Here is a 20,297-nt window from a genome sequence, read left to right on the forward strand (position 1 = left end):
CTCTGCCCAACAACGCGAGTGTGTGTTCATGTCAATGATTCAAATCGAAGGCCTGGGTGTGTCCCATGGCCGCAAAATCTGTTTTTCCGGGTTCAACGCAACTGTTGCGTGGGGTCAGCGGATTGCCATTCTGGGTGACAACGGCAGCGGCAAATCCTCATTGCTCAATGTGCTGGCTGGCCATGCTGTGCCGTCTGAAGGCGTCATTCATGCCGTTGCCGACATCCGCCGTGCCCATGTGGCACAGGTTCAGGACGACGTCGCGACGCTCAGCGGTGGTGAGCGCGTCAGCCTGGCGCTGGGGTCTGCGCTGACATCGCAGCCCGACCTTTTGCTGCTGGATGAGCCGACCAATCACCTGGATATTGCCAACCGCCGGGCGCTTTACCGCACGCTGCGGCAATTTGGCGGCGCCATCGTGCTGGTTACCCACGACATGGCGCTGCTGGATGAAACCTGCGACACCATCTGGCACCTTGAACAAGGCCAGGTCACGGTGTTTGAAGGGCGCTACCGGGACTATATGGCCGAACGCGCGTTACAAAGGCATGCCCTGGAACAAGCGTGGCCCCACACGCGTCGCGCCGCGAAATCAGCTCATGAAGCCTTGATGAAGGAGCAAGAGCGCGCCGCCCATGCCCGTCAGCATGGCGCCAAAAGTATCGAGAACGGCAAGTGGGCCACGGTGAAGTCGCTGACCAAACTGGAACGCAGCAATACGACTGCCGGGCGCAAACAGGCTGATCTGCGTGCCCAACGACAGGAGATCGCCAGCCGGCTGGATCAATTGCGGCAACCTGTCACGATTGTCCCGCATTTTCATTTGCCGGCAGGGCGCGGGCGCGACGTCGTCGTGCAGGTCAGCGGGGGCAGCGTGGGCTATGACTTTTCGTTATTGGGCGGGCTGCATATGCAATTAAATCAGGGAGAGCGGATGGCGTTCACTGGACGCAATGGCTGCGGGAAGTCGACATTGGCGCGCGCCATGCTGGGTGATCCGGCAGTGCGTCGAGGCGGAGACTGGTTGTTGCCCGCGCCGGCGCAAGTGGGGTATCTGGATCAGCACTACGCGACGCTGAATCCGGCGCTGTCGGCCATTGACGCATTGCGCGCAGTGGTGCCGGCGTGGACGGAAGCGCGGCTACGACAGCATCTGGCTGATTTTTTGTTCTTTGATACGCAGTCGGTGACTACGCCGGCAGCGCAATTGTCCGGTGGAGAGCGCGCGCGGCTGGCGCTTGCGTGTATTGCGGCCAGCCCGCCCTCGTTGCTGATCCTGGATGAGCTGACCAACAATCTGGACCTGACTGTGCGCCAACATGTGATCGACGTGTTGCGCGTCTACCCGGGCGCAATGGTGTTGATCTCACACGATGAACATTTTCTGGCGCAGATTGATCACTTGAACAGGCTGGATCTGGATGCGTTGCGGCTGCCGGTCAGCGGCTGATGCCCAAGGCTGTCATCTTTTTGTACAAGGTGGCGCGCCCGATGCCAAGGCGCTGGGCCGCCAGTGTGGCGCGGCCGCCAGCGGCTTGCAGTGCTTCTTCGATCAACCGTTTTTCAAAGGCATGCATGGCGCTGTGATAGTCCTGATCGGGTGCGGTCAGGGCGCTGCGCAGGCTACCCACATCGATCAGTGCAGCAAGGTCATCCACCTGCAGTTCAGCGCGGTCAGACAGCATGATCGCGCGTTCCAGTACGTTTCTGAGTTCACGCACATTGCCAGGCCAGTGGTAATGGCGCAGGTATTCAACCGCAGCGGAAGAGATATGTCGTACACCACAAGTGAGTGCCAGATCGTCCAGCACAGACTGGCACAACGCCGGCAGGTCTTCCGCGCGATCACGCAGTGGCGGGGTTTCAATGGTCAGCACATTGAGGCGATAAAACAGATCCGCACGAAACGCCCCGGCTTCCACGCGTTGCAGCAAGCGTGCGGACGTCGCGGCAATGATGCGTACATCGGCGCGGATAACCTGGTTGGCGCCGAGGGCCTCGAACTCTTTGTCCTGCAACACGCGTAACAGTTTGCTTTGTAGCGCCAGGGGCAACTCGCCCATTTCATCCAGAAACAACGTTCCGCCATCCGCCAGTTCAAATTTGCCGATGCGCCCTTTGCGATCCAGCCCGGAATACGCGCCCGGCGCTGCCCCAAAGAGTTCGGCTTCCAGCAGCGTTTCCGGGATCGCTGCCATGTTGATGCTGACCAATGGTTTGTCTGCCCGTGGTGAAGCCGCGTGAATGGCATGGGCCAGTACTTCCTTGCCGGTGCCGGTTTCACCCAGCAGCAGGACGGGGGAATCCATCTGCGCTGCACGTTGGGCCCGACGTTTGACTTCGGTCGCGGCTTCACCTGTGCCAATGAAACTGCTGAACGAATACTTGGGTTTGCGCGCCTGTGCCAGGGACGCTTGTGCGTTGGCCAGTTCTTTCTTCAACTGACTGAACTTGGCGACAATGGGCGAGAGCGACTGCAATTGATCAAACAAGGCAAAGCCAATGGCGCCGACCACCTGCCCGCCTTTGTTCTTGAGCGGCAGGCGCGTGACCACAAGGGACTCATGCCCTGCCGCAGGCATGATATCCAGTAACTGCGGCTTGCCACTTTTGACGACTTCACGCATCTGGCTGTGCTGGATGACTTCTTCCACCGGTCGACCAATGGCCCCGGCGGGTTCGGCAAAACCAAAGCGCGCGGCATAGCGGGCGTTGATCCAGACAATGCGCGCTTCGTGATCGACAATCACCGTGCCTTCGCAGAAGTCTTCCATGGTGTCGAACATGCTCTGGATGGCCCATTGGCGCACAGAATCATAGTCGGCCAGCAGGTAAGTCAGATCCAGGGGATCTTCAGGTCGGGCAACGGAGCCGGAGGTCATGGGGATTGATTCGGGTTCTGGACGGCTTAGCGTACTACGGGGTGAGGTCTTGCAGAAAGCGGCGATGCATCAACCAAACACGCGATGCAGCATCCGTACCAGCCAGCGTTCACGCTGGAATTCGCTGACACGGCGAAGTACGCGGGCGTAGTCCAGAATCAGGCCGGGCGTCCAGGTCATGGTATTGCCGCGCGTACGCAACAAAGACAGCAGCCAGACATTGGGATCAGTCGCGAGAATGAAGAAGCGGTACCACGGCCGCGTGCGTCCGACGATCCCTTCCAGCGCGACATCCAGCGCCAGAGCGACGGTGGTAGAGCAATTGCGGCTGGAGAGGTTGTAAACCACATCCCGCCGATAGATTTCCCAGAAAGTGCGCAGGGCTTCTTCGTTGTAATTGCGAAACCAGATTTGCCGGTTGGGTTCGCACCATTCAGCCACTTCAGACTCGTAGGACTCCAGAAACCGGCCGGGAATATCGTTCTCTTTATGGGCCAGCAACATGCCCTTGAATTGCTGCTCAGAGAAGCTTTCCACCCCTGGATACAAGCTGATGTAGAGATCCGGTGGTAGTTCCAGCGAAGAGTGGCCTGTTGAGACTTTGCCATTGCGATCCACGGCGGCGATATACCGGTCCACAATTGCGCGCCGCTGCGGATTGGGGGTTGAGCCAACCGGCGTCCATACGTGCACCATCAACGGATAGAACGGCCGTTTGGCCGGTGCGGCGTGGATGGGCAGTTTTTCGTACCAGTACCAGTTATGGCGGCGGAAATACGGCATGGAAAGCACGGATACGCCTTCCGGTAGCTCACGAAACTCCAGCCCCAGGCGGAACATCATGAAGCCATAGGCAATCATCAAGATGCCAAAACACACCGGAAAGGTGTGCAGGTGTTCAATTGGCCAACTGGTGAAAACCTGGATAGAGACCAGAATTTCGCCAATGCCGATCATCATGCTGCGTTTGTAACCGTTGAACCGGATGACGTGTGCCGAGGCCGTCCGCAACATGCCGTCAATCAAGAAGCCGATGCCAAAAAATACGGTGCTGGCCCAACTGTTATCAACCGGCGCGCGCATGGCCAGGCCACCCAGTGCAATCAGCGCGCCTGCACTGACCAACAAAACCAGTCTGTGTTTACGGCGAACCACGCTCAGATCGGCCAGGCTGACGAGCCCTTCAATGACGCAGATCAGACCAAAAATGGTGCTGATGATGATCAGCAGCCACCAGGCCAGGCCAAGTACGCTGGCAATCCCGATCAGGATCAAAACGGTACCGATCAGGGGGAGTTTGTGCCATTCGCGACGGAATGGATCTGCCCCGATCAGCAAGATGATGATGCGCAGCACGGCGTCTCATTTGTAGTAAGTCGTCTGCACTAATATTGTGTTTAACTTACGCGTGGCGCCAGTTTTTTCTGTGTTTGAATCGGGCTGTGCGGCGAAATGAAAAACCCGCACCAGTCCTGGTGCGGGTTGTGGGGTTGGTGTCTGCTGTTGCGGTGCGATATGAATTTAATTCAATAACGAACAGGTTTTCTGGTGTTTCCTTGTTTCGGCAGACCCATGTCGGCCCGGTTCAAGGCACGTTTCTGGTGAATATGGCTAACTGTTGTTCGGCCAGATTAACGCTGTCAGATTTAAGCTGAACATTTCCTGGCCTGGCGTTCGTGTAAAGAAGCTGCCATTGGCCTTGCCATGCGGTCGGTAAGGCTGCGCTGGCGGTTCGGCGGCTATAGTTGAGCGCCACCAGGAGTTGGGTTTTGTCTTGTTCGCGAACAAAGACAAACACCGGGTCATCATCATCCGAAAGGATGCGCAGGCTGCCCGTTTGTAGCGCGGGCTGTGCCTTTCTGAGCGCGATCAAAGCCCGGTAGGTTTCCAGCAACGAGCCAGGTTTGCCGTTTTCAGTGGCAACATTGGCCGTCACGTGATTCTGCGCCAGGCTGCGAAATGGTTGAGTGGTACTGAAGCCGGCATGCGCGCTGTCGTCCCAACTCATTGGGCCACGCAGACGTTGATCGTCCCATTTCACGGGCTCGCTGAAGGTCTGGCCAATTTCTTCGCCGTAATACAGGAATGGAATGCCCGGCAACGTGAGCAAGGTGGCGGCAGCCAGTTGTTGCGAAGGAACGTCTTCACTCAATTGCTGGGCTACACGCGGACCGGCAAAACTATCGTGGTTAGAGAGGAACGTACCCATGCTGGCCACGGGTTTTTGTTTCAGATACGCCGGCAGCGTGTCCATCACACGCCCCATCTGCACGCTTTTGAGAATGGCGTTCTGTAAACCGAATGCAAACGCGCTGCCGGCGGAGTCACTGGCGGAAAACTCCACCGGGTAAGCTGGGGCCTCGGCCACCATGTAGCGCTTGCCGTATTGATTCAGCAGGTCATGCACCTGGCGCATGATGTTGTGATTCTCTGGCTGGCCTTCCCAGGCATTGGGGCCGTTTTCGACCAGCGCGCCGACCGCATCGAAACGGAATCCATCCACGCCCCGGTTTAGCCAGAACCGCAGATTATCCAGGTGAAATGCCAGGACATCCGGGTTGCGGAAATTGAAATCCGGCATGGATTGCGCAAACGCCCCGTAGTAATAACCCCCAGCCTTGCCGGCGTACCACGGGTCGCCACCATAGGTTTGCCAGCCGGTGGGCTTGGTGTTTTTCCAGACATACCAGTTACGCCACGGTGAGGCGGCATCATTGTTGGCCGCCACAAACAGCGGGTGGGTATCCGCACTGTGATTGATCACGTAGTCCAGGATCACGCCGATGCCGCGCTTGTGCGCTTCTGCGACCAGGCGGTCGAAATCAGCCAGAGTGCCGTAATCGGGTTCGATATTGCGATAGTCCGCCACCGCATAGCCGTGATCGTGATCAGCGCTGCGGTAAATGGGCAGCAGCCAGATACCGGTAATACCCAGCGACTGCAGGTAATCCAGTCGCCGGGTCAGGCCATTGAGATCGCCAATGCCATCGCCATTGCTGTCTTGATAGGCACGCACCAGGATTTCCATGAACACCCCTTGCTGGGCCCAGTGTTCTGGCAAACCACTGTTGTGGATCTGTGGTTTGACCGGGCTGAGATCTACGCCGGGTGGTGGTTCGGCTGCGGGCAGGGGCTGGCCCAGCAACAGAGCGGTCAGACCGGCAACGCTGAGCAAGGAACGGGAAGAGTTCATGGGTGTCCTGGATTGATCGCAAAATAGATGAAAAGCATATTTTCAAACCGGTTTGGGTGGCCATAAGGTATGGCACCTGGTACGCGTGATCCATTCACCACGGTGATGCCGGTTTCAGCTACATTTGCCAGAAGCATAAACATCGACAAAGGTATACGCATGATCACGGTGCATCACCTGAACAATTCCCGCTCGCAGCGCGTGTTGTGGTTGCTGGAAGAACTGGGGATTGAGTACGAGATCAAATTCTATCAGCGTGACCCGGCCACATTGCTGGCACCGCCCGCACTACGTGCCATTCACCCGTTGGGCAAGTCGCCCGTGATCACAGATGGCGATATCACCGTGGCGGAGTCTGGCGCCATTGTTGAATACCTGCTGGACCAATATGGTGAAGGCTATCTGCGGCCTGAACCGGGTACGCCAGCGCGTCGCCAGTTCACTTACTGGCTGCATTATGCGGAAGGTTCCGCCATGCCTTTGCTGCTGATGAGTCTTGTGTTTGGCAAGATGCCTGAGCAGCCCATGCCGTTTTTTATCCGGCCCATTGTGCGAGGCATTGCCGACAAAGTGCGCCGGGTATTTCTGGCACCGCAATTGAAAACGCATATGGATTTTGTTGAGTCGCAACTGGCGGCCACGGGCTGGTTTGCCGGAGACGAGTTTTCTGCCGCAGATATCCAGATGAGCTTTGTGCTGGAGGCCGGCGCAGCCCGGGGTGCTACGCAAGGCAGACCCCATATCCAGCACTTTCTGGAGGCCATCCACACACGCCCCGCTTACCAGCGCGCGCTGGAAAAAGGGGGACCGTTTACCGTTACAAGCCTTGCTGCTGCTAAAGCGTGAGTAGCGGCTAGCCATAACAAAAACGATTTGCTTGGACAAGTCAGAATACGGTTGTCAGCCTCCAGTCATGTAATTCTTGTATGGTGGCAGGATTCGGAATAGGCTCTGCCGTGTTTAATTCTTTTGACTGGTTTCCTGCAAATGCAATCGAGCAAGCTCGCCGATATAGCGGCACTGATCGGTGAGAGCGAGCGGCTGACTTACGCAGATGCCGACGAGTCGCTGCGCCTTGCCCATGAGGCCGTCCGCCAGATTGTGCCAGGGACGGATGCGTTGCTGGCGGTACGTGCACTGCAACGGTGCGCGACCATGCAGCTGATTTTTGGCCAGATGCACGAGGGCCAGGCGTCTTTGCTCAAGGCGCTGACCATCGCCGAAAAAGAGGATTTTGACGCGATTCGCGGCGAAATCATGCAAGACATGGCCGCTGTGTACTACACCATTGGCGAGTACGACGACGCCATTGATTACTGGTCAGATTGTCTTGATCCTGCCAATACCGCATTCACAACCGAAACGCGTGTTCACTCTCATATTGGTCTGGGCCAGATTTACTTTGCCCACGAGAACTACGAGATGGCGCTGTCCCATCATCGTCGCGCGCAGCGCATGGCGGGCACGACTTTGCCCGAAGTGTTGCGTTGTCGCGTGCTGATCAACGTGGCTACTGATTGCCTGCGTCTGGAGAAACTGGAGGACGCAGAAGAAGCGCTGGAAGAGGGGCTGGTGCTGGCGCAGTCGTCCGGTCAAAAAGAATATCAGGAAGAAATCTGTGTCTATCGCGCCACGGTGGCGATGGATCGCGGCGATCTTGCTTCCGCGGCCGAATGGCTCAAACGTGCGGAATCGATTGAACACGTTTGCCTGTGGGGCCAGAACTTGCGGTTGTTGGCACGCGGGCGTTTGCATGTGATCAATGGCGAGTTCGAGTCTGCACACAAAGTGCTGCACAAAGCGCTGGATCTGGCCGGTGAGATGGGTATCTCACACAAGGCCTATCAGGCGCATCACTTGCTGGCGCAGACTTATACCCATCAAGGGCAGGTGGCGGAAGCCGAGCATCACCATAAACGGTACCTGGAAATCTTCAACCGTATCGTCCGTCCTGGCACCTATAGCCGTTTGCAGCAACTCGAAACCCGCATTGGCGACGCCTGACCTCGCAAGGGCTTGATGTAGGGGCCATTGGCGCCCATCTGTAATGCACTGCTTATTCCAGACATGCGCCTGTGCGGCCATGCATTCAGTGCCATTGCGGAGCCTCATCCATGACCCCTTTTACTTTTCACAATCCTACCCGGCTGCATTTTGGTGCCGGACAGATTGCGCGCCTTGCCGATGAAATCGCCCCAGGTAGCCGTGTTTTGCTGGTCTACGGCGGGGGCAGCATCAAGAAAAACGGCGTGTATGACCAGATCCGTGCTGCGCTGGAGAACGCCGACATCACCGAGTTCGCCGGTATTGAGCCCAATCCGGAATTCGATACGTTGATGAAGGCCGTAGAGATCGGGCGTGAATTCAAACCGGACTGGATCATTGCTGCCGGTGGTGGTTCGGTCTCTGACGGCGCCAAATTCATTGCGGCTGCCATTGCGCTTGATCCAGCGATTGATCCCTGGTTGATCGTGGGTAACCGCATCAAGCTGGAAAGCGCGGTGCCGCTGGGCGTGGTATTGACCCTGCCCGCGACCGGATCAGAGAGCAATCTGGCCTCAGTGGTGACGCGTTCTGCCACACAAGACAAGCTTTCGTTCAAGAACCCGCTGGTGTTCCCGCGTTTTGCGGTGCTTGATCCAACCGTTATGGCCAGCTTGCCGCCGCGGCAGTTGGGCAACGGCGTCGTGGATGCCTTCGTACATACCACTGAGCAATATCTCACTTACCCGGCAGAGGCACGCATTCAGGACCGGTTGGCGGAAGGAATCCTGGCCACATTGGCAGAGCTTGGTCCGGCACTTCTGGATGGCGTGCATGAAGAAGCACGCGCCAATGTGATGTGGGGTGCCAATCAGGCCTTGTTCGGGCTGGTGGGGGTGGGCCAGCCGCAGGATTGGGCAACCCACGCGATCGGCCATGAACTGACTGCCCTGTACGGACTGGATCATGCCCAGACGCTGGCGGTGACATTGCCCTCTTTGTTGCGCCATTGCCTTGATGAGAAGGAAGAGAAACTGGCGCAGTACGCGCGTCGTGTCTGGGGCCTTTCTGGCGAAGGCCGCGAGTTGGCGGTTGCTGCTGTTGAGGCCACGGCCAGCTTCTTTGAGCGGATGGGCGTGCCCGTCCGTTTGTCAGCTCACGGCATCAATCCGCAGGAAGCGGCAAAGAAGGTCGAGGAGCAACTCATCCGTCATGGTCGTACCGCTTTGGGTGAGCATGGACGCCTTACTCCGGCAGATTGCGCGGCGATTGTCGCCGCATCGGGTTAAACCTTTACACGTGAACACCTGTTGCATCGGGCCATTTTCATGCTGCGGTGCAACTGGTGTTGTCATGCTGACGTGCTAATGTCGCTGCATAGCTGGCAATGAGACCAGCGGAGATGATGCTCCGCAGACGAGCCCACGGGATGGAAAACGACCATGGTGGAACAAGAAGTTGACTCGCTGATTGAGCGGGCCAGGAAACTCGTTTCCTCGCAAAGTGCTGAATCACTCTCTCTGGCTGGCCGCGCCCGCGAGCTGGCTAAAAGTGCAGATTACCATCGGGGCGAAATTGCTTCGCTGGTGGTTGAAGCCAATGCGCTGCACATGTTTGGCCGCCACAACGAAGCCCACGATGCCCTGTTGACCGCCATGGAGCGCGGTGAGCGTTTTGGCATGGGCCAGGAGCGCGGTGAAGCACTGCAGATGCTTGCGCGTCTGTACTACACCCGCGGTGAATATGAACGTGCCAGCGATTGCTGGTGCGCTTGTGTCGAACTCCCTGATGACGATATCGCGCCGGAAGTGCGCATTCGAGCCCATATTGGCCTTGGACAGTTGTTGTTCGCGCATGAGCAGTTTGACTCTGCCCTGGCCCATCACCGCCGTGCGGCCGTACTGGCTGAAGAGCGTGACGATGCGCAACTGACCAGTTGCTGCTTGATCAATATCGCCGTGGACCTGATGCGATTGGGGTTGCAGACGGAGTCTGTTGCCACGCTCAAACAAGCTTTGCCGTTGGTACGTGCAGACAAAAACTACGAGTACGAGGCGGAAATTTATAGCGTGCTGGGCCAGATCGACATGGCTCGGGGGGATATGGGGCGTGCCCGCATGAGCCTGATGGTGTCGCTCAAGATCAACCGGCTCCACATCAATACCTGGGGCGAAGCATCCAACATGCTGTGGCTGGGCCAGTGCAGCCTGGCGGAAGGTGCGTTCGATTCTGCGAGCGACGAACTTTCCCGCGCGCTGGTGCTTGCACAGGGCATGGGATCGCAACATCTGATGGCCAATACGCACTCGGCGCTGGCGGATCTGTGCCGTTGTAACGGCGAAATGGACGCTGCCGCCGAGCATGAAAAACAGTACCGCAGCCTCCGCCAGCAATTGCTGGAACATGCGCGCTCACCCCGGCTGGCAACCATGGAATTACGGCTTACACCGGAGCCCTCGTAACACCGTTGTCATGCACCGGATTTGTTGCATGTGCACATCAAACAGTCCCATTTTGGAGCGGTTTAGAAAAACCCTAGTAAAAATGGGACTTTAGCCTCGCGTTTTTTCGATAAAATCAACCCTCAAACGTTGATCAGAACCCGCGAGCGCCCCCATCCATGGCCGATTTGACCGCCGCCAACCTCCCTCAACAGCATGATCGTCTGCGAGAGATTCCCTATAACTACACGTCTTTCTCTGACCGTGAGATCGTGATCCGCCTGTTGGGCGAAGACGGTTGGCACACGCTGGAAGAACTGCGCCGCGAGCGGGTTACGGGCCGATCGGCCCGCATGCTGTTTGAGGTGCTGGGCGACATCTGGGCCGTCAAGCGTAACCCGTATCTGGAAGACGACCTGCTGGATAACCCCAAGCGCCTGGCCATGCTGGTCGACGCCATGAAGCATCGTCTGTCCGAAATTGAAAAACGCCGTGACGGTAACGACAAGGTCGGGATTCTGGTCGCGCGCGCGCGTCAGGCCGTGGACGCTTTCGCCAATGGTTTTCGTGATACCGCCGCGCTGCGCAAACAGGTCTTGAAGCGTATGTCCGGGATCACCCGGCGCGACAACATCTGTTTCGATGGTCTGGCCCGCGTATCTCATGTGACCGATGCGACGGACTGGCGGGTTGAATACCCGTTTGTGGTGCTGAGCCCGGATACCGAAGAAGAAATGGCGCCGCTGGTCGCCGCCTGTATCGAAGTCGGCCTGACCATCATTCCGCGCGGCGGTGGTACCGGTTACACCGGCGGTGCAGTGCCGCTGACGCCCATGTCCGCTGTGATCAACACCGAAAAACTGGATCGCCACAACGGCGTGGAACTGCGCCGCATTCCGGGTGTGGATCACGAAGTGGCCACGATTCAGTGTGGCGCGGGTGTGGTTACCCGTCGTGTGATGGAGGCCGCCGAAGAAAAGGGTCTGGTGTTCGCGGTTGATCCGACTTCAGCCGATGCCTCCTGTATTGGCGGCAACGTCGCCATGAACGCGGGCGGCAAGAAAGCCGTGTTGTGGGGCACCGCGCTCGATAACCTTGTCAGCTGGAAGATGGTTGATCCGGATGGCAACTGGATGTTCATCGAACGCCTGGACCATAACCTGTCCAAGATTCACGACGCGCCCTCCGCCAGTTTCAAGGTTGCGCGTTACAAGCCAGATGGCAAAACGCTCATCAGGGAAGAAGTCCTGACCATTCCTGGCAAGGACTTTCGCAAGGTTGGCCTTGGCAAGGATGTGACCGACAAATTCCTGGCCGGTTTGCCTGGCATTCAGAAAGAGGGTACGGACGGCATCATTACCTCCGCACGTTTTGTGTTGCACCGTCTGCCAGCGCATACCCGCACGGTGTGTCTGGAGTTCTTTGGCGAAGTCAGCCGTGCCGTACCGGCAATTGTTGAAATCAAGGACTACATCGACGGTCTGGATGGCGTGCAACTGGCGGGTCTGGAGCATCTGGACTGGCGCTATGTGCGCGCCGTTGGCTATGCCACGAAAGCCAAGAGCCGTGGCCGGCCGAAAATGGTGCTCATTGCCGATATCGTCTCTGACGATGAAAACAAGCTGGGCCTGGCTGCCTCGCACGTGGTGACGCTGGCCAATCAACGCTCGGGTGAGGGTTTCATTGCTGTCACTGGCGAGCAACGCAAGAAATTCTGGCTGGATCGTGCCCGCACGGCTGCGATTGCCAAACACACCAACGCCTTCAAGATCAATGAAGACGTAGTGATCCCGCTGCCGCGCCTGGGTGAGTACTCGGATGCGATTGAGCGGATCAACATTGAGTTGTCGGTCCATAACAAGCTGGAGCTTCTGGATGCACTGACGGTGTTCTTCACCCGTGGTCGCTTGCCCATGGACATGAGTGATGCCGCCGTCAGCCATGAAGAATTGATCGGAGATCGTCGCGAAGCCGCACTGAACCAGATCGCGTCTGTCCGCGCACGGTGGCAATGGCTGCTGGATCACCTGGATTTGCCGTTCGAGTCTTACACCGACGCCTGGCCAGAAGCGCCGCTGGAACGCGCGGTAACCGCAGCCGATGCGCCGCAAAGCGTGTATCACGGTATGCGTGATTACGCGCTGCGTGTGTCCTGGCGCCGTGAATTGCAAAGCGCGCTGGAAGCGCTGTTTAGCGGCCGCACCGACAAGCCGATTCTGGATGCCGTCAACGCGCTGCATGGTCAGGTGCTCAAAGGCCGTACCTGGGTGGCGCTGCACATGCATGCCGGTGACGGTAACGTGCACACCAACCTGCCGGTGAACTCCGACAATTACGAGATGCTGCAGCGTGCACACCATGCCGTGGCCCGCATCATGCAGGTGGCGCGCGATCTCAACGGCGTGATCTCCGGCGAGCATGGCATCGGGATCACCAAGTATGAGTTCCTCTCCCGCGAGGAACTGGCGCCGTTTGAAGCCTACAAGCAGCGTATTGACCCGAATGGTCACTTCAACAAGGGCAAGCTGCTGCCCGGCGCGGATCTGACCAACGCGTATACGCCGTCGTTCAGCTTGCTGGGTTCGGAGTCGCTGATCCTGGAGCAATCCGGAATCGGTGGTATCTCCAACATGGTCAAGGACTGCTTGCGTTGCGGAAAGTGCAAGCCGGTGTGTTCCACGCATGTCCCGCGCGCCAATCTCTTGTACAGCCCGCGCAACAAGATTCTGGCCACCGGTCTGCTGACTGAAGCTTTCCTGTATGAAGAACAAACGCGCCGCGGCGTGTCGCTCAAGCACTTTGAAGAACTGGGCGATGTGGCCGACCACTGCACGGTCTGTCACCGTTGTGTAAACCCGTGTCCGGTGAAAATCGACTTCGGTGATGTTTCGATCGCCATGCGCAACTTCCTGCGCAACGAAGGCCAGAAGAAATTTAATCCGATGACCTCGCTGGCGATGGGCTTTTTGACGATCAAAGACCCGGCAACCATCAAGCTGGTCCGCAAAACGACGATCGAATGGGGCGGCAAGGCGCAGCGTCTGGGCCACAAGCTGGGCAAGTCGCTTGGCCTGATCCAGAACACGCTCAAACAACCGCCTTCCAGCACAGGTGGCAAGCCGCCGATCAAGGCACAGGTCATCCATTTCATCAACAAACCGATGCCGGGCAATTTGCCCAAGAAAACTGCACGGGCGTTGCTGGATGTGGAAGACGCCAACATCGTACCGGTGATCCGCAACCCGCAATTGCAAGTGGCAGAGCAAGACCGCGAAGCTGTGTTCTATTTCCCGGGGTGTGGTTCGGAGCGCCTGTTCAGTCAGGTGGGTCTGGCGACCCAGGCCATGCTCTGGCACGTGGGCACCACCACGGTGCTGCCACCAGGCTATCTATGCTGCGGTTACCCGCAAACCTCTGCTGGTTTTGAGGATAAGGGCAACAAGATCACCACTGAGAACCGTGTGCTGTTCCATCGTGTGGCCAACACGCTGAACTACCTTGATATCAAGACGGTGATCGTGTCCTGCGGGACATGTATGGATCAGTTGCTCAAGTATCAGTTCGAGCAGATTTTCCCGGGTTGTCGCCTGCTGGACATCCATGAATACCTGCTGGAGAAAGGCGTGAAGCTAGAAGGGGTGAGCGGTACGCGTTACATGTACCACGAGCCCTGCCACACCCCGATGAAGCAGTACAAGGGGATCGACGTCGCCAATCAACTGATGGGCAGCAAAGTTGATCTGAACGATCGTTGCTGCGGTGAGTCGGGAACCTTCGGTACCTCTTTGCCTCATATCGCGACCCAGGTGCGCTTCCGCAAACAGGAAGAACTGGAAAAGGGTGCAGCCAAACTGCGTGCTGAGTCGGGCGCACAGGCGCCGGTCAAGGTTCTGACTTCTTGCCCATCGTGCCTGCAAGGCCTGCATCGCTATGATGACGATGCCAATATGGACGCCGATTACATCGTGGTCGAAATGGCCAAGTACGTGCTGGGCGAAAACTGGATGCCGGAATACGTAGAGAAAGCCCGAACAGGGGGGATTGAGCGCGTTCTGTTGTAAGTTTGCAGCTTTTTTTGATTGCGTCTGAAATGATGGTCAATGCGGTTTGGCAGTGCCGTTCCTGCTACCTTTTCGACCACCGGTCAGCTACAATCGCTTTCGGGGCATGACAGTATTCATGCCCCGATTGTTTATGGCGGGGGGTTGTTTATAATCCGGCGCAAACATAAGGAAATCGTGATGGATGGCGGGTGTGTTCTGTGCAATGATCATGATCAACAGGTGCTGTGGCGGGATGAGTTATGTCGGGTGATCTGGGTCAATGATCCGGACTATCCCGGGTTCTGCCGGGTGATCCTGAATCGTCATGTCGCAGAGATGACCGATTTGCCCGCACAGGAGCGAGACTGGCTAATGGAAGTGGTCTTTGCAGTGGAACATGAGGTACGTGATACGCTCAACCCTGACAAGATCAACCTTGCCAGCCTTGGCAATATGGTGCCGCACGTCCATTGGCACGTTATTCCGCGCTGGCGCAACGATCGGCATTTTCCGGGGTCCATCTGGTCTGCGCCGCAAAACGACAACCCACAATTGCCCGTCACTGCCGACATGATCGAACGTCTGAAACAACGTCTTCAACAGCTAGCGCCATGAACCAGACTGATTTGCTACCCGCTTATCAAGGTACGGCCGTGCCGCCGTTTACCGATGCCCGGTCGGCCAAGGCCTGGCTGCAGCTGTTACCGCTGATTAACGCCCCCGTCGCCCAGGCTGAACTGGTTGAAGCGCTGACTGCGCTCAACAGCAGCAATATTCCGCCGTATGAGTCATTAAAGATTCTGGAACTGTTCCGCGAGGGCGTGCACCTGGTGCACCACACGCTGGCTGACCGTTATCTTGGCCGTGCCGTGCCGTTTGGCAAGGACGAAATGGCTGCATGGCAGGCCGCCATGCAACTGTGGTCGCACATGGCGCAAGCCTATGCCCGTTGCTGGCATGCCGCGCTGGAAGGCCTGGCTGATGTGCAGGAGCATCTTGCACTCCTGGCTGAGCGCAGCTTGCGCTATCAGTGCCTGATGGTGCGTGAGCATCTGCTGGCCTATCAGGTCGTGCCCTCCGAGTTGTGGAAAACCATTTTTGCCTATTACCGCCTGGCTGAATCGCGCGGTATTTCTGAAAAGCCAGCCAAAGACAGTCTGCTGAAGGCGGCTGGTGTGGCCACGCCGCAAAGTGTGTTCATTCATGCCTTGCTGCTGGCGGGTGCGAGTCCGTACCACTTCACCGCACGTCAGATCCAGTGGCTGGATGAGCGCCTGCCCGCATTGGCGCCGCGTGCCCCGCTGGAACGCGAAGCGCGTGCGCTGCCGGGACGTGGCAGTCTGCAGATCGACTTTGATGAGCCGGGCCCGCCTCGTCGCACTGAGCCGCGATCGGATGGCCCGAATGTGCTGGAGATTGATACCTACCAGCTGGCGCAAGCGTTGTCCCGCCGCATCAAATTGCTGCGCAATGGCGAGAGCCCCGACAAGTTGGGTCTGGGTGAGCAGTTTGCCGGTAGCGTGGTTGAAACGTTGCTGGTCGAGTTGTACCGGACCTGGTGTGAGCAGCTGTCAGACCGTTCTTTGCCGCGCCATGCGTCCACGCGTGAGATCGAAGTCGTGTTTGGTCTGCAAAAGCAGCACCATGCCGCCGGTGGGACAGGCAACTTTTCCTTGCCGGAAGAACAACTTTCGCTGGATCAGCAAGATCTGGTCCGCATGCAGCTGTTTGGCTCTTCCTCTGCCCTCGGAGGGGCTGCTGCACAGCAAGAAGTGGTGACCGAACGCTGGCAAGTGCGCAACGAATCTGCCAACGGCATGCAATTGTCGCGGCCGTTGCAAGAAGGTGCACGAATCTCGTTGCAGCAGCTGCTGGCCGTAAATCTGGGTGGTCGTTACTTTGTTGGCGTGATCCGCTGGTTGCAGCAAGAAGAGTCGCACGTGGTCGTGGGGGTACGGCTGATGCCTGGTGCACCCCAGGCGGCGGCTGTTCGCCCTGTGGATATGGTTAACGCGGGTCGCCGTAGCTGGACGGAGTGCCTATGGCTGCCGGCCGCGCCGAGCCTGAAAGCGCATCCGGCACTGTTGCTACCGGTCGGCTGGTTCCGTCCTGGTCGTCTGGTCGAATGGTGGGATGGTCAGGCAACCCGCAAGATCCGTCTGGAATCCGTGGTAGAACGTGGTGTGGACTTTGAACGGGTTCAATACGCGGTCTCTGCACCCCGGTAAACCTGTTGGACAGACCGTAAAAAAGGGCATCGAAAGTCGATGCCTTTTTTTATTTTCCGGACGTACGGCGAGGTATTTTTCCGGCTGATTTGTTGTCTTAATCCTGACACGAATATTCCCATTCTGATTCAGACGGGCGGTGCGACAGGGGGCGTCCCAAGGTCTAAAGTGATACAAACCGGGACACAGGAGGCACGCATGGCGACCCAGTTGTTATCGTTGGGGCTGATTGGAATTCGGCTGTATGACCGGATTCTGACTTCGGCCGCCATCTACCCGGGCGAGCTGGCTGATCACATTGTTGATGAAATCAATATGTATCTGTTGCGCGCCAATGAACGTGAAAAAGTGCTGCTGTTTCATTTGGCGTGTGAGGTGCATGAATCGCTCGACGATATTTATGCGCGGGTAGACGATCTGGAAACCCGCCAAAGTATCGCGCTATTAATGGATGTATTGATCCAGCGCGCGCGTGAATTAGCGCGACATCATTGACTCAGTGGTTGCATGGCGGCCAGCCAGCGCCGCCAGCAGGCTTGTGCCTGCGTTTTGTCTTCCTCATGACGCGCGTGATGTAACCCGCGCAAATTCCCCGTCTCATCCAGCTGCTCCGCCTCGCACAGCGGGTAACTTGCCACACGCAGGCCCGGATCGATCCCCATGAATAAAGCCTTGCAGGGTATGCCCAGGCCGGCGGCCAAATGTACTGCCGCACTATCAACGCTGATAACCTGCTCTGCACCGGCGATGACGGCCATGAAGTGGGGCAGAGTGGTCGACCAGCTCGTCAGATCGTGCCACCCGGACGTCGCATCCTGCGCAAAGCCTGCCAACGCATGGCTATGGGTGGCCAGCCAGTGCTGAACCCATGGTCGGCGGATGTAGTCCGGCATGCTGCGCAGCGGCGTACTTGCACGGTGGCAGAGCAGTGAATATCGGCCAGGTAGCGTGGCGGGCAAAGCGGGTCGAGGGATGGCACGCAGCCAGGTGTTTTGCCGTGCGGCCAGGTCAAGCTGTTCAGGGGCCAGGCCAAGGCTGAGGGCGAAAAAATCATGCATTGGCAACTGATTGAAAGCGGGCCGGAACATGAAGTCAGAGAGATCAATCCAGACCGAGTCTGGCGTGTCACGGATGTCCGTCAGGGCTAGCGGTAACAGCCGGATGGTCACGATGTGAGTGGCCAGCGTGTAAATCTCCTGCACATGCGCGGGCGTGTGCGGCGAGAGATAAACCGTGATGTCCAGATGCGGGTTTTGGCGACGCAATTGTTCCAGCACGGCCAGCCCGACAACCGCGTCGCCTAACGCGACGCCGCAGCCATTCACGATGTGCAGTTGGCGTAGCGTGGCGTAGTCAAGTGCGAAGTGGCCTAACGCGGCATTGCAGATACGGTGGTGAACGGAGAGTGGGGAAAAGCGCTTGACCGGTTCGCCCAGAAAGGGGAGGTCATACGGGAGCCAGACCAGGCCATCGTCTCGAACGACGGCCTGCTGGCTCAATACCTCTGACTCACCCATGTTTTTTGGCAAAGGGCGAGACGGTATAACGATCGGGTTGCAGCGCCATGTAGCCGATAAACTGCCCATCCTTACGGGTGAAAGCGACAGTGCAGCTCTGGAACGCACCTTTCACTGGAAAAAGGGCGATATCCTGGAGGGCGATTTTGTGTTCCTGGATAAAGCGATCAATCACCGCCTGATCTTTCGGCGGTAAATGGCTGGGCAACGCCAATGTATTGGGAACAATCTGTGCCCAGTGCGCAGTCACTGGTTCCAGGCGCGTAGTAAATTCCGGCGGGAACCCGCTATTGGCCATTTCAGTTCCAAACATGTGGACGCTTTCTTCGCCACTTTGGGGTGGCTTGACTGCAAGTAACGGCGGCTGGATGGGGGATTGCTCACGCAACCGGGCCAGATCACCCCATTCGTTCTTGTTCTGCGGTAAATCGCTCATGCGTAGTGTCTGGAAACCGCGATCAAGAAAGGCGGTCACCACCGGGCGTTGGGAGTAAAGCGTCGCTACACCGTAGACCAGCGCGCCAATTTGCACCACGGCGATCACAACAAAATCAAAGTACAAGGCGCGCTTGCTTTTCCCTTGTACATAAACAAGACCGGTCATCAGCGGGCCCAGCACGATATCGACCGATGCGGTGATGCGTAACCCCTGGAACAAACCGTTAATCTCGTAATACGGCCACGGATAACAGTAATGAATGAGCAGCCCAAGAATCAGGCCAAAAATGGTAAGGCTGATAAGTAGATGCAGGCCCGCTGCTTTTAATCTTCTGAGCATGAATCCGGTACTCCGAGGTAAATCGGTTTCTGGTAAAAAATAAATAGATAACGAAGCTTACAACAGCTGGTTTACCGGATGAATACCTGACGTGCCTCACCACGCACATCTGCGACAATTGGCGGCCTGGAAAAACAAAAACGGCACCCGCAGGTGCCGTTTTTGCTTGATGACCGATGAAGGGTTATTCAGCCACCAGCGTATCGCCAGAGACATGAACCCGTTGACCGGCCGAGAAGGCGGGTTGTGCCTTGTAAGTAAAGGTCCGGGTATTGCCGTCGTCAAACTGGACGTGTACTTCGTAGTCGGTTTCGCTGCGCACGTGTTTTTCAACCGTGTTGCCAGCCAATGCACCGCCCACCGCGCCGACGACAGTAGCCAGGGTACGGCCGCGGCCATTACCGACCTGATTGCCGAGCAAACCACCTACTACACCGCCAGCCACAGCACCGCCGCCAGACGAATCACCTTCATGCTTGATGGCCTGGACGCTGGTGACCTGACCACACGTCGCGCAAACCTGTTTGGCGGGTTGTGGCGCAGGCTGGTTGGATGCGTATTCTTCGCCCTTGTTGTGGGAGGTTGCACGCTGGTTATTGCTATGTTTGGGTTTGGCTTCTGCCACTGGGGCGGCCGTAGGCGTTGGCGCCGGCGTAGCGACGGCGACCTGCGCAGGTACGGATGCAGGTTCTGAGGCGATAGCGACTACGGCCGGTACGCTGGCTGCAATTTCAGATGCCTCGGTCTTGTTGCCGCCAATCCAGCCGGCCATATGGGCGACGGCTACGCCGCACGCCAGGATGACTGCACCAGCGGCAGCCATGATCATTGGGTGAAGTTTCTGATCGGACATTGCGTTTCTCCTTGAGATGTCCCTGGGGCTTTCAAGCCTTCGTTTTAGGTGGCCGAATTCTAGCGTCACCTCACCGGCATACATAGTGAGGATCTCCACAACAGGCTCGCCACTATTACCTGGTCTTGTTACAGGTATCTCTTTGTTGGCAAAGCGGTATTTGGCTAAGACCGGGCTAACGGTCCAAAGTGCCGCCTGGCAGTTCGATGGGCGGTAGCACTGTGGCCCAAGTCACCAGACTAGATGAAAAATATGGATTCGTAGAAGGGGCCAGCTATCCGCGCCGGCGAATCCCGCGCTAACGACGCTGTCAGCGCCTACAATGCAGCCTGTTGCATCTCATTTGTCTTCTACAAATTTCTGCGGCGCACCCAGTCTC

The 20,297-nt window shown here is 57.5% G+C and carries 15 protein-coding genes; 9 read left to right on the top strand and 6 right to left on the bottom strand.

What is annotated here, in order from left to right; genetic code table 11:
- The first annotated feature begins 28 nt into the window (after nt 1–28).
- Nucleotides 29–1,450: an ATP-binding cassette domain-containing protein gene (locus tag IEX44_RS15130; protein ID WP_188695661.1), complete on the top strand. Its 1,422-nt coding sequence runs from the start codon at nt 29–31 to the stop codon at nt 1,448–1,450.
- On the opposite strand, the gene IEX44_RS15135 is transcribed toward IEX44_RS15130, so the two are convergent.
- The 3 genes from IEX44_RS15135 to IEX44_RS15145 all read right to left on the bottom strand — a co-directional run bounded on the left by IEX44_RS15135 (nt 1,440) and on the right by IEX44_RS15145 (nt 6,075).
- Nucleotides 1,440–2,882, bottom strand: a complete 1,443-nt coding sequence (locus tag IEX44_RS15135) for a sigma-54 interaction domain-containing protein (protein ID WP_188695665.1) — start codon at nt 2,880–2,882, stop codon at nt 1,440–1,442. The two genes, IEX44_RS15130 and IEX44_RS15135, sit on opposite strands and share 11 nt — an antisense overlap.
- A 69-nt stretch (nt 2,883–2,951) precedes the next feature.
- Nucleotides 2,952–4,238, bottom strand: a complete 1,287-nt coding sequence (locus IEX44_RS15140; RefSeq protein ID WP_188695668.1) for an HdeD family acid-resistance protein — start codon at nt 4,236–4,238, stop codon at nt 2,952–2,954.
- Nucleotides 4,239–4,467: 229 nt separating this feature from the next.
- The gene (locus IEX44_RS15145; RefSeq protein WP_188695671.1) at nt 4,468–6,075 is read right to left on the bottom strand and encodes an alpha-amylase family glycosyl hydrolase; all 1,608 of its coding nucleotides are present in this window, start codon (nt 6,073–6,075) and stop codon (nt 4,468–4,470) included.
- 159 nt (nt 6,076–6,234) lie between these two features.
- On the opposite strand from IEX44_RS15145, the gene IEX44_RS15150 reads away from it, so the two are divergent.
- The 8 genes from IEX44_RS15150 to IEX44_RS15185 all read left to right on the top strand — a co-directional run bounded on the left by IEX44_RS15150 (nt 6,235) and on the right by IEX44_RS15185 (nt 17,265).
- A complete protein-coding gene (locus IEX44_RS15150) occupies nt 6,235–6,921 on the top strand; it encodes a glutathione S-transferase family protein (RefSeq protein WP_188695675.1) in 687 nt (228 codons plus the stop codon).
- A gap of 141 nt (nt 6,922–7,062) precedes the next feature.
- Nucleotides 7,063–8,079 carry a tetratricopeptide repeat protein gene (locus tag IEX44_RS15155; protein WP_188695679.1) on the top strand — a complete coding sequence of 339 codons (1,017 nt, stop codon included), beginning with the start codon at nt 7,063–7,065 and terminating at the stop codon, nt 8,077–8,079.
- A 110-nt stretch (nt 8,080–8,189) separates the two neighbouring features.
- Complete coding sequence (locus IEX44_RS15160) at nt 8,190–9,347, top strand: iron-containing alcohol dehydrogenase (protein WP_188695682.1); 1,158 nt, start codon at nt 8,190–8,192, stop codon at nt 9,345–9,347.
- 153 nt (nt 9,348–9,500) lie between these two features.
- Entirely contained in the window at nt 9,501–10,520 is a 1,020-nt protein-coding gene (locus tag IEX44_RS15165) for a tetratricopeptide repeat protein (protein ID WP_188695685.1), read from the top strand.
- Nucleotides 10,521–10,678: 158 nt separating this feature from the next.
- Complete coding sequence (locus tag IEX44_RS15170) at nt 10,679–14,560, top strand: DUF3683 domain-containing protein (RefSeq protein ID WP_188695686.1); 3,882 nt, start codon at nt 10,679–10,681, stop codon at nt 14,558–14,560.
- Nucleotides 14,561–14,740: 180 nt separating this feature from the next.
- Complete coding sequence (locus IEX44_RS15175) at nt 14,741–15,157, top strand: HIT family protein (RefSeq protein WP_188695689.1); 417 nt, start codon at nt 14,741–14,743, stop codon at nt 15,155–15,157.
- On the top strand, nt 15,154–16,770 hold the full coding sequence (locus IEX44_RS15180; RefSeq protein ID WP_188695691.1) for a cyclic-di-GMP receptor FimW-related protein: 1,617 nt from the start codon (nt 15,154–15,156) through the stop codon (nt 16,768–16,770). Before IEX44_RS15175 ends, IEX44_RS15180 begins: the two co-directional genes overlap by 4 nt.
- Before the next feature lie 198 nt (nt 16,771–16,968).
- Nucleotides 16,969–17,265, top strand: coding sequence for a hypothetical protein (locus IEX44_RS15185; RefSeq protein WP_184100710.1), 297 nt, complete (start codon nt 16,969–16,971; stop codon nt 17,263–17,265).
- Here the strand turns inward: IEX44_RS15185 and IEX44_RS15190 are convergent.
- The 3 genes from IEX44_RS15190 to IEX44_RS15200 all read right to left on the bottom strand — a co-directional run bounded on the left by IEX44_RS15190 (nt 17,259) and on the right by IEX44_RS15200 (nt 19,918).
- Complete coding sequence (locus IEX44_RS15190; RefSeq protein WP_188695694.1) at nt 17,259–18,287, bottom strand: glycosyltransferase family 9 protein; 1,029 nt, start codon at nt 18,285–18,287, stop codon at nt 17,259–17,261. The two genes, IEX44_RS15185 and IEX44_RS15190, sit on opposite strands and share 7 nt — an antisense overlap.
- Nucleotides 18,280–19,065, bottom strand: coding sequence for a hypothetical protein (locus IEX44_RS15195; protein ID WP_188695697.1), 786 nt, complete (start codon nt 19,063–19,065; stop codon nt 18,280–18,282). Before IEX44_RS15195 ends, IEX44_RS15190 begins: the two co-directional genes overlap by 8 nt.
- Before the next feature lie 184 nt (nt 19,066–19,249).
- A complete protein-coding gene (locus IEX44_RS15200) occupies nt 19,250–19,918 on the bottom strand; it encodes an outer membrane lipoprotein (protein WP_188695700.1) in 669 nt (222 codons plus the stop codon).
- Nucleotides 19,919–20,297 lie beyond the last annotated feature (379 nt).

The sequence above is a fragment of the Silvimonas amylolytica genome (assembly GCF_014645555.1).
Lineage (GTDB): Bacteria > Pseudomonadota > Gammaproteobacteria > Burkholderiales > Chitinibacteraceae > Silvimonas > Silvimonas amylolytica.